We start from the raw sequence: 22,814 nt of genomic DNA on the forward strand, positions 1-22,814 counted from the left end.
CGCAGGTCGACACGTGCCGCCGGAGCCCGACGCTCCGGTTCGCACCGGACGTTTTCGACCCGCTAACGGTTGCGTTGAATCCATTGACATTGATCGCGCCCACTGCCGTAATTAATCACCGCGCTTAACTGACGACCCGTCAAGGCACGTGTCACCACAGGTGATCGGCCCTGTCCGGGATTCGGCGGTTTCGCGCGAGCGCACGACCGCACCACCGCACGGAACGTCAACAGACCTCGTCAACCGACCAGACCAGCGAGAGGGGGTGACACCGTCGTGTTGCGCCTGCTCGGTCGCAAGTTGCTGGCTCTGATTCCGGTGCTGTTCCTGGTGACGTTCGCGACCACGGCCCTGCCCGACCTGGTGGACGGTTCACCGGTCGCCCAGATGCTCGGCCCCGGCTCCACGCCCCAGGATCTCAAGGACCTGGAGCACGAGTTCGGGTACGACAAGTCGCTGCCCGTCCGATACGTGACCTGGGTGGGCCACGCGCTCACCGGCGACCTCGGGGAGTCGCTGAAGACTCGAACCCCCGTCATGGACGGCATCACCGAGCGTTTCCCGGTGACCTTGGAACTCGCCGTCTTCGCCCTCCTCATGGCCCTGATCGTGGCCGTGCCGCTGGGTGTGTGGACGGCCGCGAAGGCAGGCGGTCGCGTCGACCGTGTCGTGGGCGGCGTGTCCTCGGCGCTGCTGTCGATCCCCACCTTCGTGAGCGTGTTCCTTCTCGTCTACTTCTTCGCGAACCGGGAGATGATCGCGGCGTTCAAGCCGACGGGATGGGAGTACATCTCGATCGACTTCGCCAAGAACATCGAGTTCGCGTTCCTGCCCGCGCTCGCGCTGGCCCTCGCCGAGATCCCCCAGTTCCAACGCCTCCTGCGCAGCGACATGCTCGCCACGCTCCAGGAGGACTTCATCCTGACCGCTCGGTCCAAGGGCCTGTCGACGTCGTACGTACTGTTCCGACACGCCCTGCGGCCCTCGTCGTTCTCGCTGCTGACCGTCTCCGGACTGACCCTGGGCCGGCTGATCGGCGGCACCGTCATCGTCGAGTCGTACTTCTCCATCCCCGGCCTGGGGCAGGGCATGTACCAGGCGATCAACGGCAAGGACATCCCGGTCGTCCAGGGCACGGTCGTGGTGATCGCGATCGTCTACGTGCTGCTCAACACGCTCGTGGACATCGGCTACTCACTCATCGACCCGAGAGTGAGGGCCCGATGAGCACACTCGAAACCGCCCCGGAGCCGGCCCTCGGCGCGGCCGAACCCACGGGCCTGCGCCCCTCGCAGGTCAAGCGGGCCAAGACCGGCAAGGCCCGTAAGCGGCCCAGCGTGCTGCTGTGGTTCGCGATCGGGTGGATGGCCATCGTGCTGCTCGGCGCGGTGCTGAGCCTGATCGCCCCGGGCGTCTTCCCGCACGAGTACGGGCAGGCGTTCGGCGACGCGAAGCAGAAGCCGTTCTCGGCCTGGCCCGAGTTCCTCGGCACCGACGGTCTCGGCCGCAGCCACCTGACCCGGCTCGCCTTCGGCGCACGCGTGTCGATGATCGTCGCACTGGTGTCGGTCGTGGTCGGCGTCATCATCGGTGGTCTGCTCGGCCTGGTCGCGGCCTACTTCCGCGGCATCACCGAAATGATCATCGACCTGTTCTCCGACGCGCTGCTGGCCTTCCCGCCGCTGATCCTGCTGCTCGCGCTGTCCTCGGTGTACGAGCCGTCGCAGACCAGCATCACCGCGGGTCTGGCCGTGCTCACCATCCCCGGCTTCACCCGGCTGACCAAGGCGAGCGCGATCGCCCAGTCCAACCGCGAATACGTCACGGTGGCCAAGGCGATGGGCGCGGGGCCGGGTCGGATCATCTTCAAGGAACTGTTGCCCAACACGTTCCCCGCGGTGATGTCGTACTCGGTGATCGTGATGGCCGTGCTGATCGTCGCGGAGGGTTCGCTGTCCTTCCTCGGCCTGAGCATCCCGCCGCCGATGCCCAGCTGGGGCGGCATGATCAACGCCGCCCGGGACGACCTCTCGCTGTATCCGGCCCAGGTGTTCGTGCCCTGCGGGGTGCTGTTCCTGACCGTCTTCTCGCTCAACGTCATCGGCGACCGGCTGCGTGCCAAGTTCGACGTCCGCGACACCAAGCTGTAGCCGAGGGATCGACGGCGGTCCCGCCTCCCACGGGACCGCCGTCGGCCTCGTTCTTCGACCCCCTCACACAGACGGGACCGCACACATGGACGGGATCCAACAGCCGCGCGGCGCGAAGGTGGCGTGGTGACCATGGCGGAGCCGAAGACGACCGGCTCGCCCACGCCGGACGAACCACTGCTGCGGGCCACCGACCTGCGGGTGCACCTGGACACCCCGCGCGGGCTGCTCAAGGCGGTGGACGGGGTGTCCTTCAGCATCGAACGCGGCGAGACGCTCGGCCTGGTCGGCGAGTCCGGCTCGGGCAAGTCGATGCTCGTGCGCTCGCTGATGGGCATCTGCCCCTCGATCGCCAACATCCACGGCAGTGTGCGCCTGGACGGCCGCGAACTGGTGGGCGTACCGCGCAAGGAGGCCCGCAAGATCTGGGGCAACCGGATCGCGATGGTCTTCCAGGACCCGATGACCTCGCTCAACCCGGTGCTGCGGATCGACCGACAGCTCACCGAGTCGATGCGGCTGCACCTGGGCCTGGGCAAGAAGGAGGCCGGCGAGCGCGCGATCGAACTGCTCAAGCTGGTCGGCATCCCCGAGCCGATCAAGCGCGCCCGGCAGTACCCGCACCAGCTCTCCGGCGGCATGCGCCAGCGGGTGACCATCGCGATGGCACTCGCCTGCGACCCCGACGTGCTGATCGCGGACGAGGCGACCACCGCGCTGGACGTGACCGTGCAGCGGCAGATCCTCGACCTGCTCCAGGAGATCCAGGCCGAACGCGGCATGGGCATGATCCTGGTCAGCCACGACCTGGGCGTGGTGGCCGGGCGCACCGACCAGATCGCCGTGATGTACGCCGGTCGCATGGTCGAACACTCCCCCACCGCAGACCTGTTCCTGCACCGCCGGCATCGCTACACCGAGGCCCTGCTGGGCGCCGTGCCGCGCCTGGACGTGCCCCGCGACCAGCGCCCGCGGGCGATTCCCGGCGCCCCGCCGGACCTGGTCACGCTCAAGTCCGGTTGTGCGTTCGCGGCCCGCTGCACGGCGGCGGACGACCTGTGCCGCGAGGAGCGACCCGAGCTCGGCGACGAACTCGGCGCACACCGGTTCGCCTGCCATCACCCCGTCGGCGAGGACGTCGCCCCCGCCGAGGGTGTCGAGAGCGGGCAGCCGTCCCTGATGAAGGAGGCCTCCGCATGACCGCCGACGGCACCGCGCCGGGCGCGCTCGCCCTGGACGACAAGCCCGCCGCCGAGACCTCGACCGGCACCGATCCGCTGCTCACGGTCACCGACCTGGTCCAACGCTTCCGGGTGCCCGGCGGGATGATGAACGCGGTCGCGGGCGTGAGCTTCGAGCTCGGGCGCGGCCGCACGCTGGGCCTGGTCGGCGAGTCCGGGTGCGGCAAGTCCACGCTGGCCCGGGCCATCCTGCAGTTGACCAAGCCGTCCGAGGGCTCGGTCCGGTTCGACGGGCAGGAGCTCACCACCCTGCCCAAGGCCGGTCTGCGCACGATGCGTCGGCGGATCCAGATGGTGTTCCAGGACCCCATCTCGGCGCTGAACCCACGCCGGAAGATCTTCGACATCGTCGCCGAGGGCCTGGTCATCTCCGGGATGTCCGCCGAGGAGATCCGGCCGCGGGTGGAGGCGGTGCTGCGCCAGGTGGGCCTGGACCCGGAGTTGGTCTCGGACCGGCGTCCGCACCAGTTCTCCGGCGGCCAGTGCCAGCGGATCGCCATCGCCCGGGCCATGGTGGTCGACCCGGACCTGCTGATCTGCGACGAGCCGGTGGCGTCCCTGGACGTGTCGGTGCAGGCGCAGGTGCTCGACCTGCTCGACGAGATGAAGAACCGCACCGGCGTGTCGATGATCTTCGTCGCGCACGACCTCGCGGTGGTGCGCAACATCAGCGACGACGTCGCGGTGATGTACCTGGGCACCATCGCCGAGACCGGCGACACCGCGGCCATCTACGACTCGCCCGCGCACCCGTACACCCGGGCCCTGCTCGACGCGGTGCCCGCGCCCGACCCCGCGGCGGCGCCGGCCGGGCCCTCGCTCAAGGGCGAGATCCCCTCGCCGATGAACCCGCCCAGCGGCTGCCGGTTCCGCACCCGCTGCCCGATCGCGCGCGAGGAATGCGCGGCGCACGTGCCGACGCTGCGCGAGATCGCGCCGGGACATCGGGTGGCGTGCCACTTCCCGTTGGTCGGCGAGGCGGCGGTGTTCGAGCGGACCACGCCGGCCGTCGAGGCCGCGCCGAAGGCCGAGCCCGAGGCGAAGTCGGAACCGGAGGCCGGGACCGAGGCGAAGCCGGAATCGAAGCCCGAGCCGGAGGCGAAGTCGGCACCGAAGGCCGAGGCCGAGCCGGTGCCCGAGCCGAAGGCCGAGGCCGAACCCGACTCCGAGCCCGAGCGCGAGGCCAAGGCCGACTCCGAGCCCGGAACCGAGCCGAAGGCCGCAGCCGACGCACCCGACGCGACCAAGCGGGACTGACCGCAGGCCCCCGACGCGGTACGGCCGACCCGGGCCGTACCGCGTCGCTGTGCGTACACGCCCGTGTCCGGGTGGACCGTGCAGGGGTCGAATCGGGCATCCCGTCGACGATGCGACACGTGTCGAGTTGTAGCCTCACGGCGCTGACCGCGCTCATCGCGCGGCATCCGGCCATCGGCCGGCCTGCTCCATGCTTGAGGACGTTTTCTGTGGCACACGCACGACCTTTCGCCCTTCGGGCACGCCGTCGCACCGCCGCCGTGATCGCGGCGATCGGCCTGTTGGCCGCGGCCGGTTGCGGCTCCGAGTCCGGTGAGGCCCCCAGCGCGGTGGGCACTCCCCGAGCCGGCGGCTCGCTGGACATTCTGGCCACCGCCGACGCCCGCAGCCTCGACCCGTTCCTGCCCTCCTACGCCGCACAGGCGGACGGAAACCGGATGGCGGCCCTGTACGACAGCCTGGTCTGGACGAACCCCGTCACCGGCTCCGTACAGCCGCAGTTGGCCGAGAGCCTGGCCCCGGTGGAGGGCGGCGGCAACAAGATCTGGAGCCTGCGGCTGCGGCCCAACCTCAAGTTCACCGACGGCACGGTCTTCGATGCCGCGGCGGTGAAGATCAACTGGGACACGCACGCGGTGCCCACCACCAAGTCGCGACAGCGGGACGCGACGGTGGGCATGAAGAGCCAGATCGGCGCCGACGCGCTGGAGCTGCGGATCATCCTGGACAAGCCGAACGGCAACTTCGACCGCCTGGTCGCACGCAGCCTGTCCTTCATCGCCTCGCCCAAGGCGATCGCCGAGGGAGTCGACAAGCTGGCCGAACACCCGGTCGGCGCGGGCCCGTTCATGCTGCGCCCGGGCGGCTGGGTCAAGGGCGACCACCTGACCCTGGTGAAGAACCCGAACTACTGGCAGGGCCCGGCCAAGCCGTATCTGGACAGCCTCACCTTCCGTTTCGAGTCCAGTGGCAGCGCGGCGGTCGACAAGGTCAGGAAGGGCAAGGCCGACGTCGCCAACGTCAGCGACGCGTTCACCCTCAAGGCCGCGCGCGACGCGGGCGTCGGCGTCGAGTCGCTCGCGCTCTCCGGCGGCCAGTTGCTCAGCTTCGACACCTCCGGCGGTCCCACCGCCAACCCCGAGGTGCGGCGCGCGATCGTGCTGGCGCTGAGCAGCGAGGAGATCAACAGGCGCGTGTTCGGCGGCGCGGGCACCCCCGCGCGCGGCATCTTCAACCAGGCCACCGCGTTGGCCAACCCGCAGTTGTCCGCGCCGGAGAACAAGCCGAAGCAGGCCGCGGAGCTGTTCGCCAGGGTGACCGACAACGGCGCCAAGCCGATGCGGCTCAAGTTCTTCGCGCCCAAGAGCGGCGCGATCGACGAACTCGGCCGGTACATGAAGGAAACCCTGGAGAAGTATCCCGGAGTCGCGGTCGACGTGGAGACCGCCGACCTGGCCGAGTTCGTCAAGCGCTCCAACCTGGCCGAGGCGTTCGACGTCAAGGTCAGCCAACTGCTGGCCGACGATCCCGAGCCGGTGGTGTACCAGTACCTGCACCGGGGCAGCCCGAGCAACTGCTGCTTCTACGGCGACGACGTGGTGGACAAGGCGCTCGACGACGCCCGCAACACCACCGACCCGGCCCGACGCCGGGCCGCCTACACCCAGCTCCAGCTCCAGTTGGACCGGGACATGCCGCTGTGGGTCTACCAGGAGGCGGTCGTGGCGGGCGTGTTCCACTCCGGGGTGACCGGGGTGCAGTTGTCCAACGACGGCATCTTCCTCTTCGATCGCATCGGCAAAAAGGCCTGACAGGTCATCAGAAGTACAACAGTGACCCGATCTTGATGGACCAGACCGCCGGAAGGCAGTAGAAAGAGACGGCACCCTTACCAGTCGGTTCGTGGAGGCCGGGAATCACCTTGGTGATTCCCGGCCTTCACGTGTCTCGCCCGAGGGTTGCAGACAGTCGCGTAGCACGCACCACCGCACAACAGCACAGCCGCACGGACGCACCACCATGCTCCACCCGGGGCGCCGTCGCCCTCTCCCCCCGAGTCGGCCGACGTACCCGGCACCAAGCACGTCCGCCGCCCGGCCACAACAGCCCGGACGGTCCGTCAGGTGAAGGTTGGCCCTGCAGTGACTCGTACTTCCCTGTTGTCCCTTCGATCCACGCGCCGTCCCCGGCGCCGAATAGCCGTGCTGGTCGTCGCGACCGCGCTGGCCACCGTCCTCGCCGGTTGCGGGGACGACGACAAGACCAAGCCGTCGGCCGCGGGTACGCCCAAGCAGGGCGGCTCGCTCACGATGAGCCTCCCGGGCGACTCCACCAGCCTGGACCCCTTCGCCACGTCGTATGTCAACGTCGCCGACGGCAGTCGCATGTCGGCGCTCTACGACTCGCTGGTGTGGACGGATCCCAGCACCGGCAGCATTCGCCCGCAGATCGCCGAGTCGCTGGCGATCAACGGCCCCAAGGCCGACACGTGGCGACTCAAGATCCGTCCGAACGTGAAGTTCAGCGACGGCACGGTGTTCGACGCCGAGGCCGTGCGGTTCAACTGGGACCGGCACAAGGACCCCAAGGTCGGTTCCTTCCAGCGGGGCGCGGCGAGCGTCATCCTCTCGCTCAACGTCAGCGACCCGCTCACCCTGGACATCAAACTGATCAGCGAGAACGCGAACTTCGACCACCTGGTGACGCGCAACCTCGCCTACATCGCCTCGCCCACCGCGCTGCGGGCCGCCCCCGCCGGGATCGGCGACAAGCCGGTCGGCGCCGGCCCGTACAAGCTGGTGCAGTGGGAGCGCGGGGTCAAGCAGACCTACACCCGCAACCCCGACTACTGGCAGTTGGACAAGGGCCTGCCGCATCTGGACAACCTGACCATCACGGTGGACACCGACGTCAACCACTCGGTCGGCGCGGTCGACGGCGGCAAGACCGACCTCACCGTCGCGGTGGACCCGCTCGCCGTGGCGCAGGCCGAGGAGAAGAAGCTGGGCGTGACCCGCATCGGCCTCAACGGCGGCCAGATGGTCGTGTTCAACCTGAACGTCGCGCCGTTCAAGGACCTGCGGGCGCGCCGGGCATTCGTCTACGCGTTCAACGGGATCGAGATCAACCAGAAGTTCTTCGGCGGCAAGGGCACCCCCGCCAAGGGCATCTTCGCCGCCTCCTCCCCGGTGGCCAACATCCAGCTCGCGGCGTCGGAGAACGACCCCAAGCGGGCCAGGGAGCTCTTCGACGACGTGACCGCGGGCGGCACCAAGCCGCTCAAGTTCACCTACTGGGTTCCCCAGGCCCCCGCCTCGATCCGGGTCGCGGAGTACATGAAGTCGGTACTCAACACCTACCCCGGGGTCCAGATGGAGGTCAAGGTCGTCGACATCGCGACCTATGTCCGGACCGTCCGAGGCGGCACCACCGAATGGGCCGCGGCTCTCGGTCAACAATGGATCGACGACCCGGAGCCGGGCATCTACGATCTCCTGCACAGCAGGAGCATGCCGAACAACAGCAGTTACGAGAACCCGATTGTCGACACCGCGCTCGAGGACGCGCGCAGGACGACCGACCCCGCCCAGCGACGTGACGCGTACACGCGTGTACAGCTGCAGGTGAACAAGGACATGCCCTTCTGGGTCTACCAGGAAGCGGTCACCGCCGCGGTCTACAACCCCAGGATCACCGGCATCCAGCTGGCCAACGACGGCGTCGTCCTGTGGGACCGGATCGGCACGACCGGCTAGTCGATCGACTCGTCCCGCCCGGGTTCCGTGACCCCGGGCGGGACGCCCCGCCGTACCCGGCCGGCGCACGACATTCGGTCCCCTCGCGCGGCTCGCGCGAGCCACCGCACCACAGCGCTACCGCACTTCCGGAACGACTGCACGACTGCACCGACGCACGACGCACGTTCGAACCCCACAGTGATAGGTAGGTAGGCCGGCAGTGGTACTCCACCCGAAGACACCCCTACGACGACCACCGTGTCGCGGCCTGCGCCGCCGACTCTCCCTCGCCCTCGGGCTCGCCGCGGCCACCGTGCTGGCGACGACCGGCTGCGGCCTGGGCTCGTCCGACTCGGGCGGCTCGTCCGGCGAGCCCGAGCACGGCGGTTCGGTGACGATCCTGATGCCCGGCGAGGAGCGTGGGCTCGATCCGTTCACCGCGTCCTACTCCAGCGTGGCCGACTCGAACCGGTTGTCCGCGCTGTACGACGTGCTGGTCTGGACCGATCCGAGCACGGGTGGAGTACGCCCCAAGCTGGCCGAATCGCTGGTCTCCGACCAGAGCGCGCGGATCTGGACCCTGACCCTGCGTCCCGACGTGCGCTTCAGCGACGGGAGCCCGCTCGACGCCGGCACGGTCAGGGCCAACTGGGAGGCGCATCGCGACCCCACGGTGCGATCGCTGGTCGGCGGTCCGCTGCGCGGCGTGCAGCTGACCGAACTCGGCCCGCTCCAGCTGCGCATCGAACTCCCGGCCTCCAACGCCAACTTCGACCACACCATCGCGCGCAACCTCTCCTTCGTCGCACCCCGGCGACTGGCCGCCACGGCCGAGGGCCGCTTCGAGCTCAAGCACGCGCCGGTCGGTGCTGGCCCGTTCAAGGTGAAGAGCTGGGAGCCGGGCCGGGAGGTCCGGCTGGAGCGCAACCCCTCGTACTGGCAACCGAATCGGCCCTACCTCGACGAGGTGGTCTTCCGGGTGGACAAGGACGTCGAGGGCAGCAACAAGGCGATCCAGGCCAAGCGGGCCGACCTCACCCTGAGCACGGACCCGCAGAGCATCGCGCAGGCCCGCGCGGACGGACTGGTCGCCGAGGACGCCCGGCTCAACGGCGGCCTGATGGTCGCCTTCAACGTGCGCAAGGGGCCGTTCCAGGATCCGAACGCCCGCCGGGCGACGGCACTGGCGCTCAGCAGCACCGAGATCAGCCGGCGCTTCTACGGCGGTCGGGGCGAATCGGCGCGCGGCATCTTCGACAGCGCGTCCCCGCTGGCGAACGTCAACCTGGCCGCGCCGGAGAATCGGCCCGAGGAGGCCCGCGCGCTGTTCGCGCAGGTCACCAACAACGGGAAGAAACCGTTCGTCTTCCGCTATCTGGTGCCGGACAGCGCCAAGATGCGCGCCACCGCCGAGTACATCCGGCAGACCCTGGAGGGTTTTCCGGGCGTGACCGTGATCGTCGAGGTCACCGACATGGCCTCGCTGGTGACCCGGTTGGCGGGCAACGACTTCGACGCCACCGTCTGTCAGCTGTGGGCCGACGACGTGGAGCCGACGATCTACCAATTCCTGTACAGCAAGGCCGGTTTGAGCAACATCACCGGTTACGCGAACGACATCGTGGACACCGCCCTGGAGGACGGTCGGCGCTCCACCGACGCCGGTTCGCGGCGCGATGCCTACACCCGGTTGCAGAACCAGGTCAACCGCGATCTGCCGTTCTGGGTCTACTCGTCGGCGGTGATCGGCGCCGTGCATCGGTCCGACCTGGTCGGGATCCAGCTCTACAACGACGGCCTGATCCACTTCGACGCCATCGGGCGGCGCTGATGAGCGGCTGACCCCCACAGACCCGGCCGGGTGGTCGGCCCGGCGCGGCGATCTCGGCGCCGGGCCGGCCCCCGGCCGTGCACCACCGCACCATCACACCCGATCCGAACGGGGACCGGGTGTGCCTTGTGACAACGGAGGAGTCACATGAGCAAGCACCTCGGCAACAACGCACGAAAGCGCGCGGCGGCCGTCGCCGGCGTATCGGCTCTGGCCCTGATCCTCGCCGCGTGTGGCGGCGGGGACGACGGCGCCGGCGGCAAGGCCGATCCGAATGCGTCGGCGGGCGGCAAGAAGGGCGGCAACCTGACCCTTCTGACCGTGTCCGACGCCCGCAGCATGACGCCGTTCAACGCGTCCTATGCGGCGGTCACCGACCTCAACCGCATGCTCGCGGTCTACGACGCGCTGTTCTACGTGGACAACACGCAGAACAAGGTCCTGCCGCAGATCGGCGAAAGCCTCAAGAGCGACGACGGCGGCAAGGTCTGGACGCTCAAGGTCAAGCCGAACGTCAAGTTCAGCGACGGCACCCCGCTGGACGCCGCGGCGGTCAAGTTCAACTGGGAGATGCACGCCAAGCCGGAGGTGCTCAGCCAGCACCGCCCGGCCGCGAGCGGCCTGGGGCTGGAGGTGGTCGACCCGCTGACGCTGAAGATCACCCTGCCGATGCTGAACGCGAACTTCGACCGCACGGTCGCCTCGGAGTTGTCCTACATCGAGTCGCCCAAGCAGTACGCGATCGACCCGAAGGGCGAAAAGCCGGTCGGCGCGGGCCCGTTCGTGCTCAAGACCTGGACCCGGGACAGCCAGATGGTGTTCGAGAAGAACCCGAACTACTGGCAGGGCGCGGACAAGCCGTACCTGGACACGCTGACCATCAAGGTGGTCAACGACGTCAAGCAGCAGGTCGACACGATCAAGGCCGGCGGCGCCGACATCACCTTCACGATCGACCCGCAGAAGACCAAGGCCGCGCAGGAAGCGGGCCTGGGCGTCACGCCGTTCACCCTCGACGGCGGCCAGATGATCGTCTTCAACACCTCGACGGCGCCGTTCGACGACCCGCGCGCCCGGCGCGCGGTGGCGCTCGCGCTCGACCCGGCCGACCTGAACCAGAAGATGTACGCGGGCACGGCGACCCCGGCCAAGAGCATCTTCCACAGCGGCAAGACCTTCACCGACCCCACCGCCGCGCAGCCGAGCCCGAACAAGGTCGAGGCGCAGAAGCTCTTCGACGAACTGGCGGCCGAGGGCAAGCCGGTCAAGTTCAACTACCTGGTCCCGGAGAACCCGACCTCCAACGCGACCTCCGAGTACACCATGACCGCGCTCAACGCGTTCAAGAACGTCGAGGTCAAGCTCGACAAGGCCGAGGTCGCCAGCTACTACCTGCGGCTGACGGTGCAGAAGAACTTCACCGCGGCGCTGTACCAGATCTGGTCCAGCGACCCGGAACCGGTGCTGTTCAACAGCCTGTTCTCGCAGACCCCGTTGAACTTCACCGGCTACAAGAGCCCGGAGGCGGACGCGGCGCTGATCAAGGGTCGCTCCACCACCGACGAGGCAACGCGCAAGGCCGCGTACGCGGACCTCCAGAAGGTGCTCGTCAAGGATCTGCCGATGCTCGCCTACCAGGAGGCGATCACCAACATCATCTCCGGCCCGCGGGCCGTGGGTGTCGTCGGCGTCCAGGACGGCGGCATGCTGATGGACCGGGTCGGCCTGAAGTAGTCCGACACCGGGCCCGGATCATCCCCGGCTGATCCGACGCACCGTCACCATCCGTGTTCGGGAGGCTCGTTCGCCGGATGCGGACGAGCTTCCCGGCCGGTACGCGGCAGCCGGGGGCAGGTTTCCCGACACGATTCGACAACTGTCTGTAACGATGTAACAGATCGGCTTACAGGTCGTGCAAGTTGCGCCCGGTGGTCCTACGGTGTGCCGCACGCAGTACCGATTCGGCTGTTCCCGCTCCACGCTCATGGCTCCCGGCACCACTTGTGTTGTTCCCCGGCGGAGGTGGCAAGAACGTTGTCTGCACGACGCACGACCGCACGTCGCACGACTCTCGTTACGATGATGGTGGTTCTCGGCATCACGGCCACCGCGTGTGGCGGTTCGGACGACTCCGGATCCACGGGCGGCAAACAGTCGACCGTCCAGGGCGAGGCCAAGGCCGGCGGCAGCATGACGATGCTGGCCGTACAGGACTCCGCCTCGCTCGACCCGTTCAAGGCCGCGTCCGTCGCGGTGGCCGACGAGCCGCGCCTGGCGGCCCTGTACGACCCGCTGTTCTACATCGACGCCGCGGACAACTCGGTCAAGGCACACCTGGGTGAGAGCCTGACCACCGCGGACAACGGCAAGACCTGGCAGCTCAAGCTCCGCCCCGGGGTCAAGTTCTCCGACGGCACGCCGCTCGACGCGGCCGCGGTCAAGTTCAACTGGGACATGCACGCCAAGGCGGAGACCCAGTCCCAGCACCGCCAGATAGCCGCGGGGCTGACCAGCAAGGTGGTCGACCCGACCACGCTGGAGGTCACCCCGCTGGGCATGCCGAACGCCCAGCTGGACCGGGCCATCGCCATCGACCTGACCTACATCGCCTCGCCCGCCTCGCTGGCCAAGGGGCCGGACGAGTACCGCAACAAGCCGGTGGGCGCGGGACCGTTCAAGCTGGAGAGCTGGACCCGCGGCAGCCAGCAGGTCTACGTCAAGAACGAGAACTACTGGCAGAAGGACAAGGGTCTGCCCAAGCTGGACAAGCTGACGATCAAGAACGTGCCGGACATCAAGCAGCAGTACAACACCATCAACGGCGGTGGCGCGGACGTCTTCATCAGCTCCGACAACGCCACCATCGCGCAGGCGGAGAAGGAGATCGGCGTCGTCCAGCGCTCGGTCGACGGCGGCCAGATGATCCAGTTCAACATGACCAAGCCGCCGTTCGACGACCTGCGGGCGCGACAGGCGATCACCCTCGCCCTCGACCCTGCGGGGATCCCCAAGACGCTGTCCAACGGCTACGTGCCCGCGAAGGGCTACTTCGCCCAGAAGTCGCCGTTCTTCGACCCGGCGAACGTGCAGGCGAACCCCGACAAGGCCAAGGCCAAGCAGCTCTTCGACGAGCTGGAGCGCGAGGGCAAGAAGGTCGAGTTCAGCTACCTCCTGCCGCAGAACCCGTCCTCGGTCAAGGTCGCCGAGTGGATGCAGACCCAGCTGGCCGAGTACAAGAACGTCTCGATGAAGCTGGAGTCGCTGGAGATCGGCGCGTACATCGAGAAGTACGCGCTGCGCAAGGACTTCCAGGCGATGCTCTTCCAGCAGTGGCTGGTCGACCCGGAACCGCTGACCTTCAACAACTGGTTCTCCAAGAGCCCGACCAACTTCATCGGCTGGAACAACCCGGCGGTGGACGGCGCACTGGTGGCCGGCCGCAGCTCGACCGACCCTGCCGCCCGCAAGAAGGCCTATTCGGACCTGCAGAAGGCAATGGTCGCCGATCTGCCGGTGTGGACGTACGCGGAGTCCTCGATCGGCGTGCTGTTCAACAAGAAGGTCACCGGTGTCGTGCAGTACAACACCGGCGTCTTCTTCATGGACCGGATCGGCATGAAGTAGCCCACCCCCGACGCCGTTCGGCCCCCGCCCGCCACGCGCGGGCGGGGGCCGACGCGCGTCACGCGGTCGGGAACGGCGCCTCGGGCAACTCGCGAGCCACCCGGGCGGCCAGGTCGCACACCGCCGGATCGGCCGGGAAACGCCCGGCCAGCGCCTCCACGGTGCGCCGCAGTCGTACGATCAGCCGCTCCGAGCGCACCCGGAAGGCGATCTCCAGGGCCGCCGTGGCCTGCTCGACCGCACCCGCCGAGTCGTGCTCGATCAGGAACACCGTGGCCAGCCCCACGTGGGCGAGCGCGAGGCTGCGCACGAACTCGCCGGTGCCCAGCAACAGCCGTACGGTCTCGCTCAGCCGCTCCTTCGCCGGGGCCACGAACGCCGGTCGGGTGTAGGCGAGATCGCGATAGGCGTGGCCGCTCTCGGAGAGCAGTTCGGCCCGGTCGAAATAACGGATCCAGTCCGGCTCGGTATGCGGCCGGCTGTCCGCCAGCGCCTGTTCGGCCAGTCCCAGCGCACGCCGACATCGATCCGTGTCGCCCAGTGCGGCATACGCGCGCCCCTCCAGCGTGTACAACATCGCCTGGAGCCCGGCGCCACCGGTGTCCCGGCTGCCGTACTGGGCCAGGTGGATCAACTCCAGCGCGTCCTCGGCCAATTCGTAGTGGATCATCTGCCGGGACATCACCCCGAGCACGTTCGCCCCGAACGGCGCGTCGTCGCACTCCTTCGCCGCGTGCAGGGCGAGCACCATGTACTTCTGCGCGCCCGGTTGCAGGCCGGTGTCGTAGGACATCCACCCGGCGAGCAGCGCGAGTTCGGCGGTCAGCCCGAGCAGCCGAGCGCGCACGGCGGGCGGGTGCTCGTCGCGCAACAGGTCGGTGAGCGCGTTGAGTTGGCCGATCACCGCCTTGCGCCGCAGCCCGCCGCCGCCCTGCATGTCCCAGCGCCGGAACAGCCGGACCGACTCGTGCAGGTGCTCGGTCGCGGACGCCGGCAACCGCGGCCGGCGCCCGCCGTGCCCGGCGCCGGGCACGATCGGCGCGGGCAGCGGAGCCGGCGTCGCGGGCAGCGGCGCGGACCAGCGCTGGAGCGGCTCGACCAGATCGCGGCCCGCCGCCAGGCGCAACGACGGACCGACGAACTCCTGCCGCCCGAGCAGCAGATCGCCCCGGGTGTACTCGCCGAGGATCTCGACCACCGTCTCGAACGTCCAGGGCAGGTCCACGCCGAAGTCGCCGTGCGGCTCGTCCGGCTCACGCAGGCCCAGTTCGTCGATGCTGACCACGCGCCCGAACCGTCGGGTGAACAACTCGGCCAGGATCTGCGGTATCGGTTCGCGCGGCTGCTCACCATCCAGCCAGCGGCGCACCCGGGAGGTGTCGGTGCTCACGTGCGGGGCCGAGATCGCCCGCGCGTGCCGGTTCACCTGACGGGCCAACTCGCCCTTCGACCATCCGCTGCGGGCGAACCACGCGGAGAGCCGGTCGTTGGGCTGCCGCCCGCCGTCCGGTTCGTGCTCGTCCGCGGAGCCGCCGCCCCGCGCTCGCGTCGTCGCCACCGCATCGCCCCCATGCCCTCAGCGGTCCGGCCGGTCAGGCGTCGGGCCCCGATGGGAACCGTACGCGCAGGCCCGTCTGCCGAACGTATTCCGACTCGCCCGCAGGCGTCGGTCGATGCGCCAAACGCCAGGCTTCGCCACCCCACGCGCCCGGGACGCGCCAGGGGGGAGATCGCGTTTGACTGATCGGCGACACAGGCCGACGACGGCTGCCGGTCCCGTTCATATCGTGCGAACCCCACAGCCGTCGAGATGACTCATTGCGGTCACAGCGTAACCAAAAGTAATGAGTGCCGTTGGGGAGGACATGGACATCATGCTCGGATCGCGCCGGCGTACGCGGGCCGCACTGTGGCAGGCGGTGGCCGAGTTCGCGGAAGAACGCGGCTGGCCGGTGGCCCAGGGTGCGCACCTGGTACGCGACGGACGCGGCATCCACTGCTCGTGCGGCCGTGTCACGTGTGCCGCGCCGGGCATGCACCCGGCGGACCCGCGCTGGTCGGAGCGGGCCACCGCGTCACCGGCCGCGGTGCGCTACCTGTGGTCGCAGTGGCCGGACAGCACCGTCGTGGTGCCCACCGGTCGGGTCTTCGACGCGATCAGCGTGCCGCGTCGGGCGGGCACCCGGGCCCTGGTCCGCCTGGAGCGGATGGGCACCCCGCTGGGCCCGGTCCTGGCCACGCCGACCGGGCGGGTCGCGTTCCTGGTCGCCCCCGGCGCGGCGGCCGAACTGCCCCATCTGCTGTACCAGATGGGCTGGGACGACGCCGTCCTGGACCTGCGCTGCCACGGCGAGGGCGACTACGTGTTCGCGCCGCCGTCGCCGATGGGCATGCTCGGCCCGGTGGAGTGGATCCGCCCGCCCGAGAGCGGCGATCCCGCGCTCCCGGAGGCCCGCCTGCTCCTGGGCACCCTGGCCTATGCGTGCCACCGCAAGGACGCCTCCTCGACCGGCCGAGGTCTGTGGCTGGCCTCCTGAGCGGGGCGCGCCGAGGGCGGAAAAAACGCCGGACGGGCCGTGTCGACCCGTCCGGCGTTCGTGATCGGCCCGTCAGTCCCCGATCAGCGCGTCCACGAACGCGGACGGCTCGAACGGCGCCAGGTCGTCCGGACCCTCGCCGAGGCCGATCAGCTTGACCGGCACGCCCAGCTCGCGCTGCACCGAGACCACGATGCCGCCCTTGGCAGTGCCGTCGAGCTTGGTCAGCACGATGCCGGTGATGTCCACCACCTCGGCGAACACCCGGGCCTGGACCAGGCCGTTCTGACCGGTGGTGGCGTCGAGCACGAGCAGCACCTCGTCCACCGGACCGTGCTTTTCCACCACCCGCTTGACCTTGCCCAGCTCGTCCATCAGGCCGGTCTTGGTGTGCAGTCGGCCGGCGGTATCCACGAGCACCGTGTCCACGCCCTCGGCGATGCCCTCCTTGACCGCGTCGAACGCGACGCTGGCCGGATCGCCCGCCTCGGGGCCGCGCACCGTACGGGCGCCGACCCGCTCGCCCCACGTCTGCAACTGATCGGCGGCGGCGGCGCGGAAGGTGTCCGCGGCGCCCAGCACGACACTGCGGCCGTCGGCGACCAGCACGCGCGCGAGCTTGCCGGTCGTGGTGGTCTTGCCGGTGCCGTTGACGCCGACCACGAGCACCACGGCCGGCCGGTCGCCGCCCTCGCCGCCGGTGTGCCGGGCGGTCTTGAGAGTGCGGTCCAGGTCGGGACCGAGCAGGGTGAGCAGCTCTTCGTGCAGCAGTGCGCGCAGTTCGGCGGGGGTACGGGTGCCCAGCACCTTGACCCGGGTCCGGAGGCGGTCCACCAGCTCCTGCGTGGGCGCGACGCCGACGTCGGCGGTCAGCAGGGTGTCCTCGATCTCCTCCCAGGTGTCCTCGTCCAGGTGCTCGCGCGCGAGCAGCGCCAACAGGCCCTTGCCGAACGTGGTCTGCGAGCGGGCCAACCGGGCGCGCAGCCGGACCAGCCGCCCGGCCGTGGGCTCCGGGACCTCCAGCGGGACGACTTCCGGCTCGGTCGGCACGACGACCGTCGTTTCCGGCAGATCGACCGTGTCGATGGTGCGCCGGGGCGCTTCGACGGGCGGGGCGGCCTCGTCGCCGACACCCGGCTCGACCGGTGTGCGCGGGGGCGCCGGCGGCACGCCCTTGCGGCGCGAGCCGACCACGAACCAGCCGGCGGCGACGAAGGCGACGAGGGCAATGACGACGATCAGGATCACAGTCTCCATAGGACCTCCAGTCTCCCAGACGGTCCGGCGCCGAACCGCGACCGGCCGCTCCCGGCGGGTCCGCGCCCGACCGCCCGTCCGTGACCCGGAGACCGTTGAATCCTGACACTGCGTCAGATAGCTTGCCCATGCCAAGCACCGTCCGGCAGATGACACGTGTCCGAGACGGCTTCGGCTCGACCCGGAAGGTGTTCACGCTCCATGGCTGTCACGAATCTGCGGTTCAACCAGGTCCTCCCCGGTCTCGACCGGCAGGAGATGTCCGCGCGCTACCGGGCCACCGTCGAGATGGCGGCCTTCGCGGACAAGAACGGGTTCGACATGATCAGCCTGGAGGAGCACCACGGCGCGGACAACGCGTGGAGCCCCTCCCCGCTGAGCACCGCAGGCGCGATCTTCGGCGCCACGGAGCGGATAGGCGTGATCGTCTGCGCACTGCTCGCCCCGCTGTACGACCCGATCCGGCTCGCCGAGGACATCGCCGTCCTGGACAACATCAGCGGCGGCCGACTCTCGCTCGTCGCGGGCCTGGGCTACCGGCCCGAGGAGTACGCGGCGCTCGGCAAGGACTGGAAGCGGCGCGGGAAGATCCAGGACGAGGTGCTGGAGACGCTGCTCAAGGCGTGGACCGGCGAGCCGTTCGAGTACCGCGGCGCCACCGTCCGGGTCACCCCCAAGCCGTTCACCGACCCGCACCCGATGGTCATGGTCGGCGGCACCGCCAAGGCGTCCGTACGCCGCGCGGTCCGGCTGCGGCTGCCGTTCTACGCCGCGGCGCCGATCCCGGAGCTGGAGCAGTACTACTACGAGCTCGCGGCCGAGGAAGGCTTCGAGGGCGGCTTCGCGATCCTGCCGCCGGTCATGACCCGGATGATCTTCTGCACCGAGGACCCGGACAAGGCGTGGGCCGAGTACGGCGAGTACTTCCTGCACGAGGCCACCACGTACGCCGGCTGGCAGACCCCGGACATAGCCTCCGTGGTCGAGTCCTCGGCCACCACGGTCGCCGCGCTGCGCGAGGAGGGCATCTACTGCTGCCTCACCCCCGACGAGTGCGTCGAGATCGGCCAGTCCGGCGGCCTGACCGACGCGCTGATCCTGCACCCGCTGGTCGGCGGCCTGCCGATCGACGCGGGCTGGGCGAGCCTGCAACTGTTCAACGACAAGGTCATGCCGCGCAACGTGCCGGCCGAGTGATCCCACAAGCCCGGTGAACCCGCAGGCCCGGTGACCCGGCACGCCCGGCGACCCGACCGACCCGCGACCGGCGGCGGTCACACCCTCGACTCGACCGGGGTGTGGCCGCCGCTCGCGTTCACCCGCCCGCGGACACCCCGCTCAACGGCTCCGCGTGCTCGGACGCCACTCGCCGGTCCTCCTGACGCAGTCGCTGACTGATCACCGTGGTGACCCCGTCGCCGCGCATCGAGACGCCGTACAGCGCGTCGGCGACCTCCATCGTGCGCTTCTGGTGGGTGATCACGATCAGCTGCGAGCTCTCCCGCAGCTCCGCGAAGATCCCGATCAGCCGCTGCAGGTTCATGTCGTCCAACGCCGCCTCGACCTCGTCCATCACGTAGAACGGACTGGGCCGGGCCTTGAAGATCGCCACCAGCAGGGCCACCGCGGTCAGCGAGCGCTCGCCGCCGGAGAGCAGCGACAACCGCTTGACCTTCTTGCCCGGCGGCCGGGCCTCCACCTCGATGCCGGTGGTCAGCATGTCGTCCGGGTCGGTCAGGATCAGCCGGCCCTCGCCGCCCGGGAACAACCGCGCGAACACGCCCACGAACTCGCGCGCGGTGTCGTGGTACGCCGCCGTGAAGACCTGCTCGACCCGCTCGTCCACCTCCTTGACCACGGTCATCAGGTCCCGGCGGGTGTTCTTCAGGTCCTCCAACTGCTCGGTGAGGAAGTTGTGTCGCTCCTCCAGGGCGGCGAACTCCTCCAACGCGAGCGGGTTCACCTTGCCCAGCTGCACATGCGCCTTCTCCGCCGCGCGCAGCCGCTTCTCCTGCTCGGCCCGGACGTACGGGCGCGGCTGCGCCTCGGGCGAGTTTGGGTCGCGCTCCTCGCCCTCGGCCGGCGGCGACGGCGGCACCGGCTGATCCGGGCCGTACTCGGCCAGCAGACCCTCGGCCTCGATCCCGTGCTCCTCCAGGGACTTGGCCTCCAACTGCTCGACCCGCAGCCGCTTCTCCGCGCGCACCATCTCGTCCCGGTGCACCGAGTCGGTCAACTTCTCCAACTCGGCCGCGAAGCTGCGGGACCGGCCGCGCTCGCGGGCCAGCTCCGCCTCGTGCGCGGCCCGGGCGCCCTCCGCCGCGTCGCGCTCGGCCCCGGCCCGGGCCAACGACGCCTCGACATGCCGCAGCAGCACCTCGGTGCCCGCGACCACCGCGCCCGCGATCCGCGCCTCCACCGCCAGCCGCTCCCGGCGCCGGGCCGCGCTCGCCCGCGCCTCGCGCTCGGCCCGCGCACCCCGGTCGAGCGCGTCGGCCCGGCCGGCCAACGACCGCACCCGCTCCTCGTGCGTGCGCACCGCGAGACGGGCCTCCATCTCGGCCTGCCGCGCGGCGCTCGCGGCGCCCGCGAGCCGGTCCCGCTCGGCGGTGTCCGGTTCCTCGTCGCCCTCGGCCGCGTTGTACTCCTGCGCCGCCTCCAGCCGGGCCGCGAGCTCCTCGACCTTGAGCTCCTCCTGCGCGCGCGCCGCCTCGGCCTCGGCCACCGCACCCGCCAACCGCTCGGCCTCGCCCGCCGCCGCCCGGGCCTGCCCGCCGAGCCGGCCCAACTGCTGCGCCGCCGCGGCGGCCTTGCGCTCGGCCTCGCGGCGCTGCGCGGTGATCCGCTCGACCTCGGCCGCCGCCTCCCGCCGGGTCGCCACCGCACCGGCCAGCGCCGCGGCCAGCCCGGCACACCGCTCGGTCAACACCGCCGCCCGCTCGGCCGCCTCGTCCACCGCCGCCTGCACCTCCAGCAGGCTCGGCGCGCTCGCCGACCCGCCGTGCGCGAAGCCCGCGCCGACCAGGTCGCCCTCGCGGGTGACCGCACGCACCCCGGGCAGCGCCCGGACCAGCTCGGCGGCGGCGGCCAGATCCTCGACCACCGCGACCCGGTCGAGCAGCGGGTGGACCGCGCCGCGCAACTCCTCCGGTACGGACACCAGGCGCGCCGCGTAGACCACACCCGCCGGCAGCTCCGGCCAATCCGCCGGCCCACCGGCCGCCGACCCCTGCGCCGCGCCCCCGGCCGGCAGCAGCGCGGCCCGGCCCGCGTCGTCCTTGCGCAGCAGCCGCAACGCGTCCACGGCCGGCTGCACACCCGTGACCGCGACCGCGTCCGAGGCCGCGCCCAGGGCCGCCGCGATCGCCTGTTCGGCGCCGTGCTCGACGCTGATCAGCGCGGCCACCGTGCCCAGCACGCCGGACAACCGGTCCCCCGCGGCGAGCAGCGCGCCGGTGCCGTCCTTGCGCCTGAGCGCCGGCTCCAGCGCCTCCTTGCGCGCGACGACCGCCGACCGCTCCCGCTCCGCCTCCTTCTCCGCGTCGCGGGTGAGCACGAGCGCCTCCTCGGCCTCGGCCAGCACCTCGCGGGCCGTGGCCAACCGGGCCTCGATCGCGGCGAGTCCCCCGCCGCCGTCGTCCTGCGGGGCGCCCTCGACGCCGAGCCGAAGCTGCTCGTACTCCTCCTGCGCCGCGACCGCACGCTCGCGCGCCTCGTCCCGCGCGCCCACCAACCGACCGATCTCGGCCTCCGCCGCGGCCACCCGACTGCGCGCGGCGCCGACCCGGCCGACCAGCCGGGCCAGACCCTCGCGACGGTCCGCCAGCGCCCGGGCGACCTCCTTGAGCCGGCGCTCCTCCTCGACCAGGGCGCGTTCCAGCTCGCCCCGCCGCTCCACCGTCTCGGCCAGCTCGACGTGCGCCGATTCCAGCGCGGCGGCCAGCTCCGCCTCCTGCTCGCGGATCCGCTCGGCCTCGCGCTCCATCTCCTGCGGGTCGCGCCCGCGCCGCTCCTCGGCGGGCGCCGACGTCGCATGGCGGACCCGCTGCCGGGCCAGCCCGGCCGTCCCGCGCACCCGTTCGGCCTGCGCGGACAGCGCGTACCAGGTCTCCTGCGCCCGGGCCAGCCGCGGCGCCATCGCCCGCACCTCGGTCTCCAGTTGTGCCTCGCGCGCCTGCACCAGCGCGAGTTCGCGCTCCACGGCGGTGCGCCGCTCGCGCAGCGCGGCCTCGTCCGCGACCTCCTCGGCCAGCGCGCTCTTGAGCCGTACCAGGTCGTCGGCGAGCAGCCGCAGCCGCGCGTCCCGCAGGTCGGCCTGGATCGCCGCGGCCCGGCGGGCCACCTGGGCCTGGCGCCCGAGCGGCTTGAGCTGCCTGCGCAGTTCGTTGGTCAGGTCCTGCACCCGGGTCAGGTTGGCCTGCATCGCGTCCAGCTTGCGCAGCGCCTTCTCCTTGCGCTTGCGGTGCTTGAGGACCCCCGCCGCCTCCTCGATGAACGCCCGCCGGCCGGCGGGGTCGGCCCGGAGCACCGAGTCGAGCCGACCCTGACCGACGATCACGTGCATCTCCCGGCCGATGCCGGAGTCGGAGAGCAGCTCCTGGATGTCCAGCAGCCGACAGGTGCTGCCGTTGATCTCGTACTCGGAGCCGCCGTTGCGGAACATCCGCCGGGTGATCGTGACTTCGGAGTAGTCGATGGGCAGCGCGCCGTCGGCGTTGTCGATGGTCAGGCTCACCTCGGCGCGCCCGAGCGGCGGTCGGCCGGTGGTGCCGGCGAAGATGACGTCCTCCATCTTGCCGCCGCGCAGCGTCTTGGCACCCTGCTCGCCCATCACCCACGACAGCGCGTCGACCACGTTCGACTTGCCGGAGCCGTTGGGCCCGACCACGCAGGTGATCCCCGGCTCGAAGCGCAGCGTCGTCGCCGACGCGAAGGACTTGAAGCCACGCAGGGTCAGACTCTTCAGGTGCACGCGACGAAAGAGTAGTCGGCACGACCCGGACGATTCGCCCGCTCGGTCCGTCCGAGGGCGTGTCGAGCGCCTCGGATGGGGGTATCAACCGCTGGAAGCGAGCGGGTGGGCGCGAGGGGGCACGGCGGGGACGGCAGCAGCGGAATCGAAGTACCGGGCGCGCGGATCACGGGGCGCGCCGCAGGGGTCGCGCGGGGATCGGGACCCG

14 protein-coding genes are annotated in these 22,814 nt (G+C 70.5%); 11 read left to right on the forward strand and 3 right to left on the reverse strand.

All coding sequences use genetic code 11. The annotated features are described in order from the left end of the window. The first annotated feature begins 276 nt into the window (after positions 1-276). From ACZOOI_RS07955 to ACZOOI_RS07995, 9 genes are all read left to right on the forward strand, one after another. A complete protein-coding gene (locus tag ACZOOI_RS07955) occupies positions 277-1,227 on the forward strand; it encodes an ABC transporter permease (protein WP_360310631.1) in 951 nt (316 codons plus the stop codon). Continuing rightward, positions 1,224-2,150, forward strand: a complete 927-nt coding sequence (locus ACZOOI_RS07960; protein WP_465280071.1) for an ABC transporter permease — start codon at positions 1,224-1,226, stop codon at positions 2,148-2,150. Before ACZOOI_RS07955 ends, ACZOOI_RS07960 begins: the two co-directional genes overlap by 4 nt. A 132-nt stretch (positions 2,151-2,282) precedes the next feature. Beyond that, a complete protein-coding gene (locus ACZOOI_RS07965) occupies positions 2,283-3,350 on the forward strand; it encodes an ABC transporter ATP-binding protein (protein WP_465280072.1) in 1,068 nt (355 codons plus the stop codon). Next, positions 3,347-4,648: an oligopeptide/dipeptide ABC transporter ATP-binding protein gene (locus tag ACZOOI_RS07970; protein WP_465280073.1), complete on the forward strand. Its 1,302-nt coding sequence runs from the start codon at positions 3,347-3,349 to the stop codon at positions 4,646-4,648. The genes ACZOOI_RS07965 and ACZOOI_RS07970 overlap by 4 nt, the downstream gene beginning before the upstream one ends. Before the next feature lie 209 nt (positions 4,649-4,857). After that, positions 4,858-6,459, forward strand: coding sequence for an ABC transporter substrate-binding protein (locus ACZOOI_RS07975; protein WP_465280074.1), 1,602 nt, complete (start codon positions 4,858-4,860; stop codon positions 6,457-6,459). Between the two features lie 330 nt (positions 6,460-6,789). After that, a complete protein-coding gene (locus ACZOOI_RS07980) occupies positions 6,790-8,403 on the forward strand; it encodes an ABC transporter substrate-binding protein (protein ID WP_465280075.1) in 1,614 nt (537 codons plus the stop codon). A gap of 202 nt (positions 8,404-8,605) precedes the next feature. Further along, positions 8,606-10,216, forward strand: a complete 1,611-nt coding sequence (locus tag ACZOOI_RS07985; RefSeq protein WP_465280076.1) for an ABC transporter substrate-binding protein — start codon at positions 8,606-8,608, stop codon at positions 10,214-10,216. 147 nt (positions 10,217-10,363) lie between these two features. Next, complete coding sequence (locus ACZOOI_RS07990; protein ID WP_465280077.1) at positions 10,364-11,950, forward strand: ABC transporter substrate-binding protein; 1,587 nt, start codon at positions 10,364-10,366, stop codon at positions 11,948-11,950. Between the two features lie 345 nt (positions 11,951-12,295). After that, positions 12,296-13,840, forward strand: coding sequence for an ABC transporter substrate-binding protein (locus ACZOOI_RS07995; protein ID WP_465280078.1), 1,545 nt, complete (start codon positions 12,296-12,298; stop codon positions 13,838-13,840). Between the two features lie 58 nt (positions 13,841-13,898). Here ACZOOI_RS07995 and ACZOOI_RS08000 read toward each other — a convergent pair whose 3' ends face one another. Next, complete coding sequence (locus ACZOOI_RS08000; protein WP_465280079.1) at positions 13,899-15,398, reverse strand: hypothetical protein; 1,500 nt, start codon at positions 15,396-15,398, stop codon at positions 13,899-13,901. Positions 15,399-15,684: 286 nt separating this feature from the next. On the opposite strand from ACZOOI_RS08000, the gene ACZOOI_RS08005 reads away from it, so the two are divergent. After that, entirely contained in the window at positions 15,685-16,377 is a 693-nt protein-coding gene (locus ACZOOI_RS08005; protein ID WP_465280080.1) for a bifunctional DNA primase/polymerase, read from the forward strand. Between the two features lie 72 nt (positions 16,378-16,449). Here the strand turns inward: ACZOOI_RS08005 and ftsY are convergent, their stop codons facing one another. Beyond that, positions 16,450-17,634: a signal recognition particle-docking protein FtsY gene (gene ftsY / locus ACZOOI_RS08010; RefSeq protein ID WP_465280081.1), complete on the reverse strand. Its 1,185-nt coding sequence runs from the start codon at positions 17,632-17,634 to the stop codon at positions 16,450-16,452. Between the two features lie 201 nt (positions 17,635-17,835). Between ftsY and ACZOOI_RS08015 the strand changes: the two genes are divergently transcribed. Next, positions 17,836-18,831, forward strand: a complete 996-nt coding sequence (locus ACZOOI_RS08015) for an LLM class flavin-dependent oxidoreductase (RefSeq protein WP_465280082.1) — start codon at positions 17,836-17,838, stop codon at positions 18,829-18,831. Between the two features lie 118 nt (positions 18,832-18,949). Here ACZOOI_RS08015 and smc read toward each other — a convergent pair whose 3' ends face one another. Next, positions 18,950-22,606 (reverse strand): chromosome segregation protein SMC, encoded by a 3,657-nt coding sequence (gene smc, locus ACZOOI_RS08020; protein WP_465280083.1) that lies wholly within the window; start codon positions 22,604-22,606, stop codon positions 18,950-18,952. Between the last annotated feature and the right edge of the window lie 208 nt (positions 22,607-22,814).

This window comes from Embleya sp. L77 (assembly GCF_055557415.1).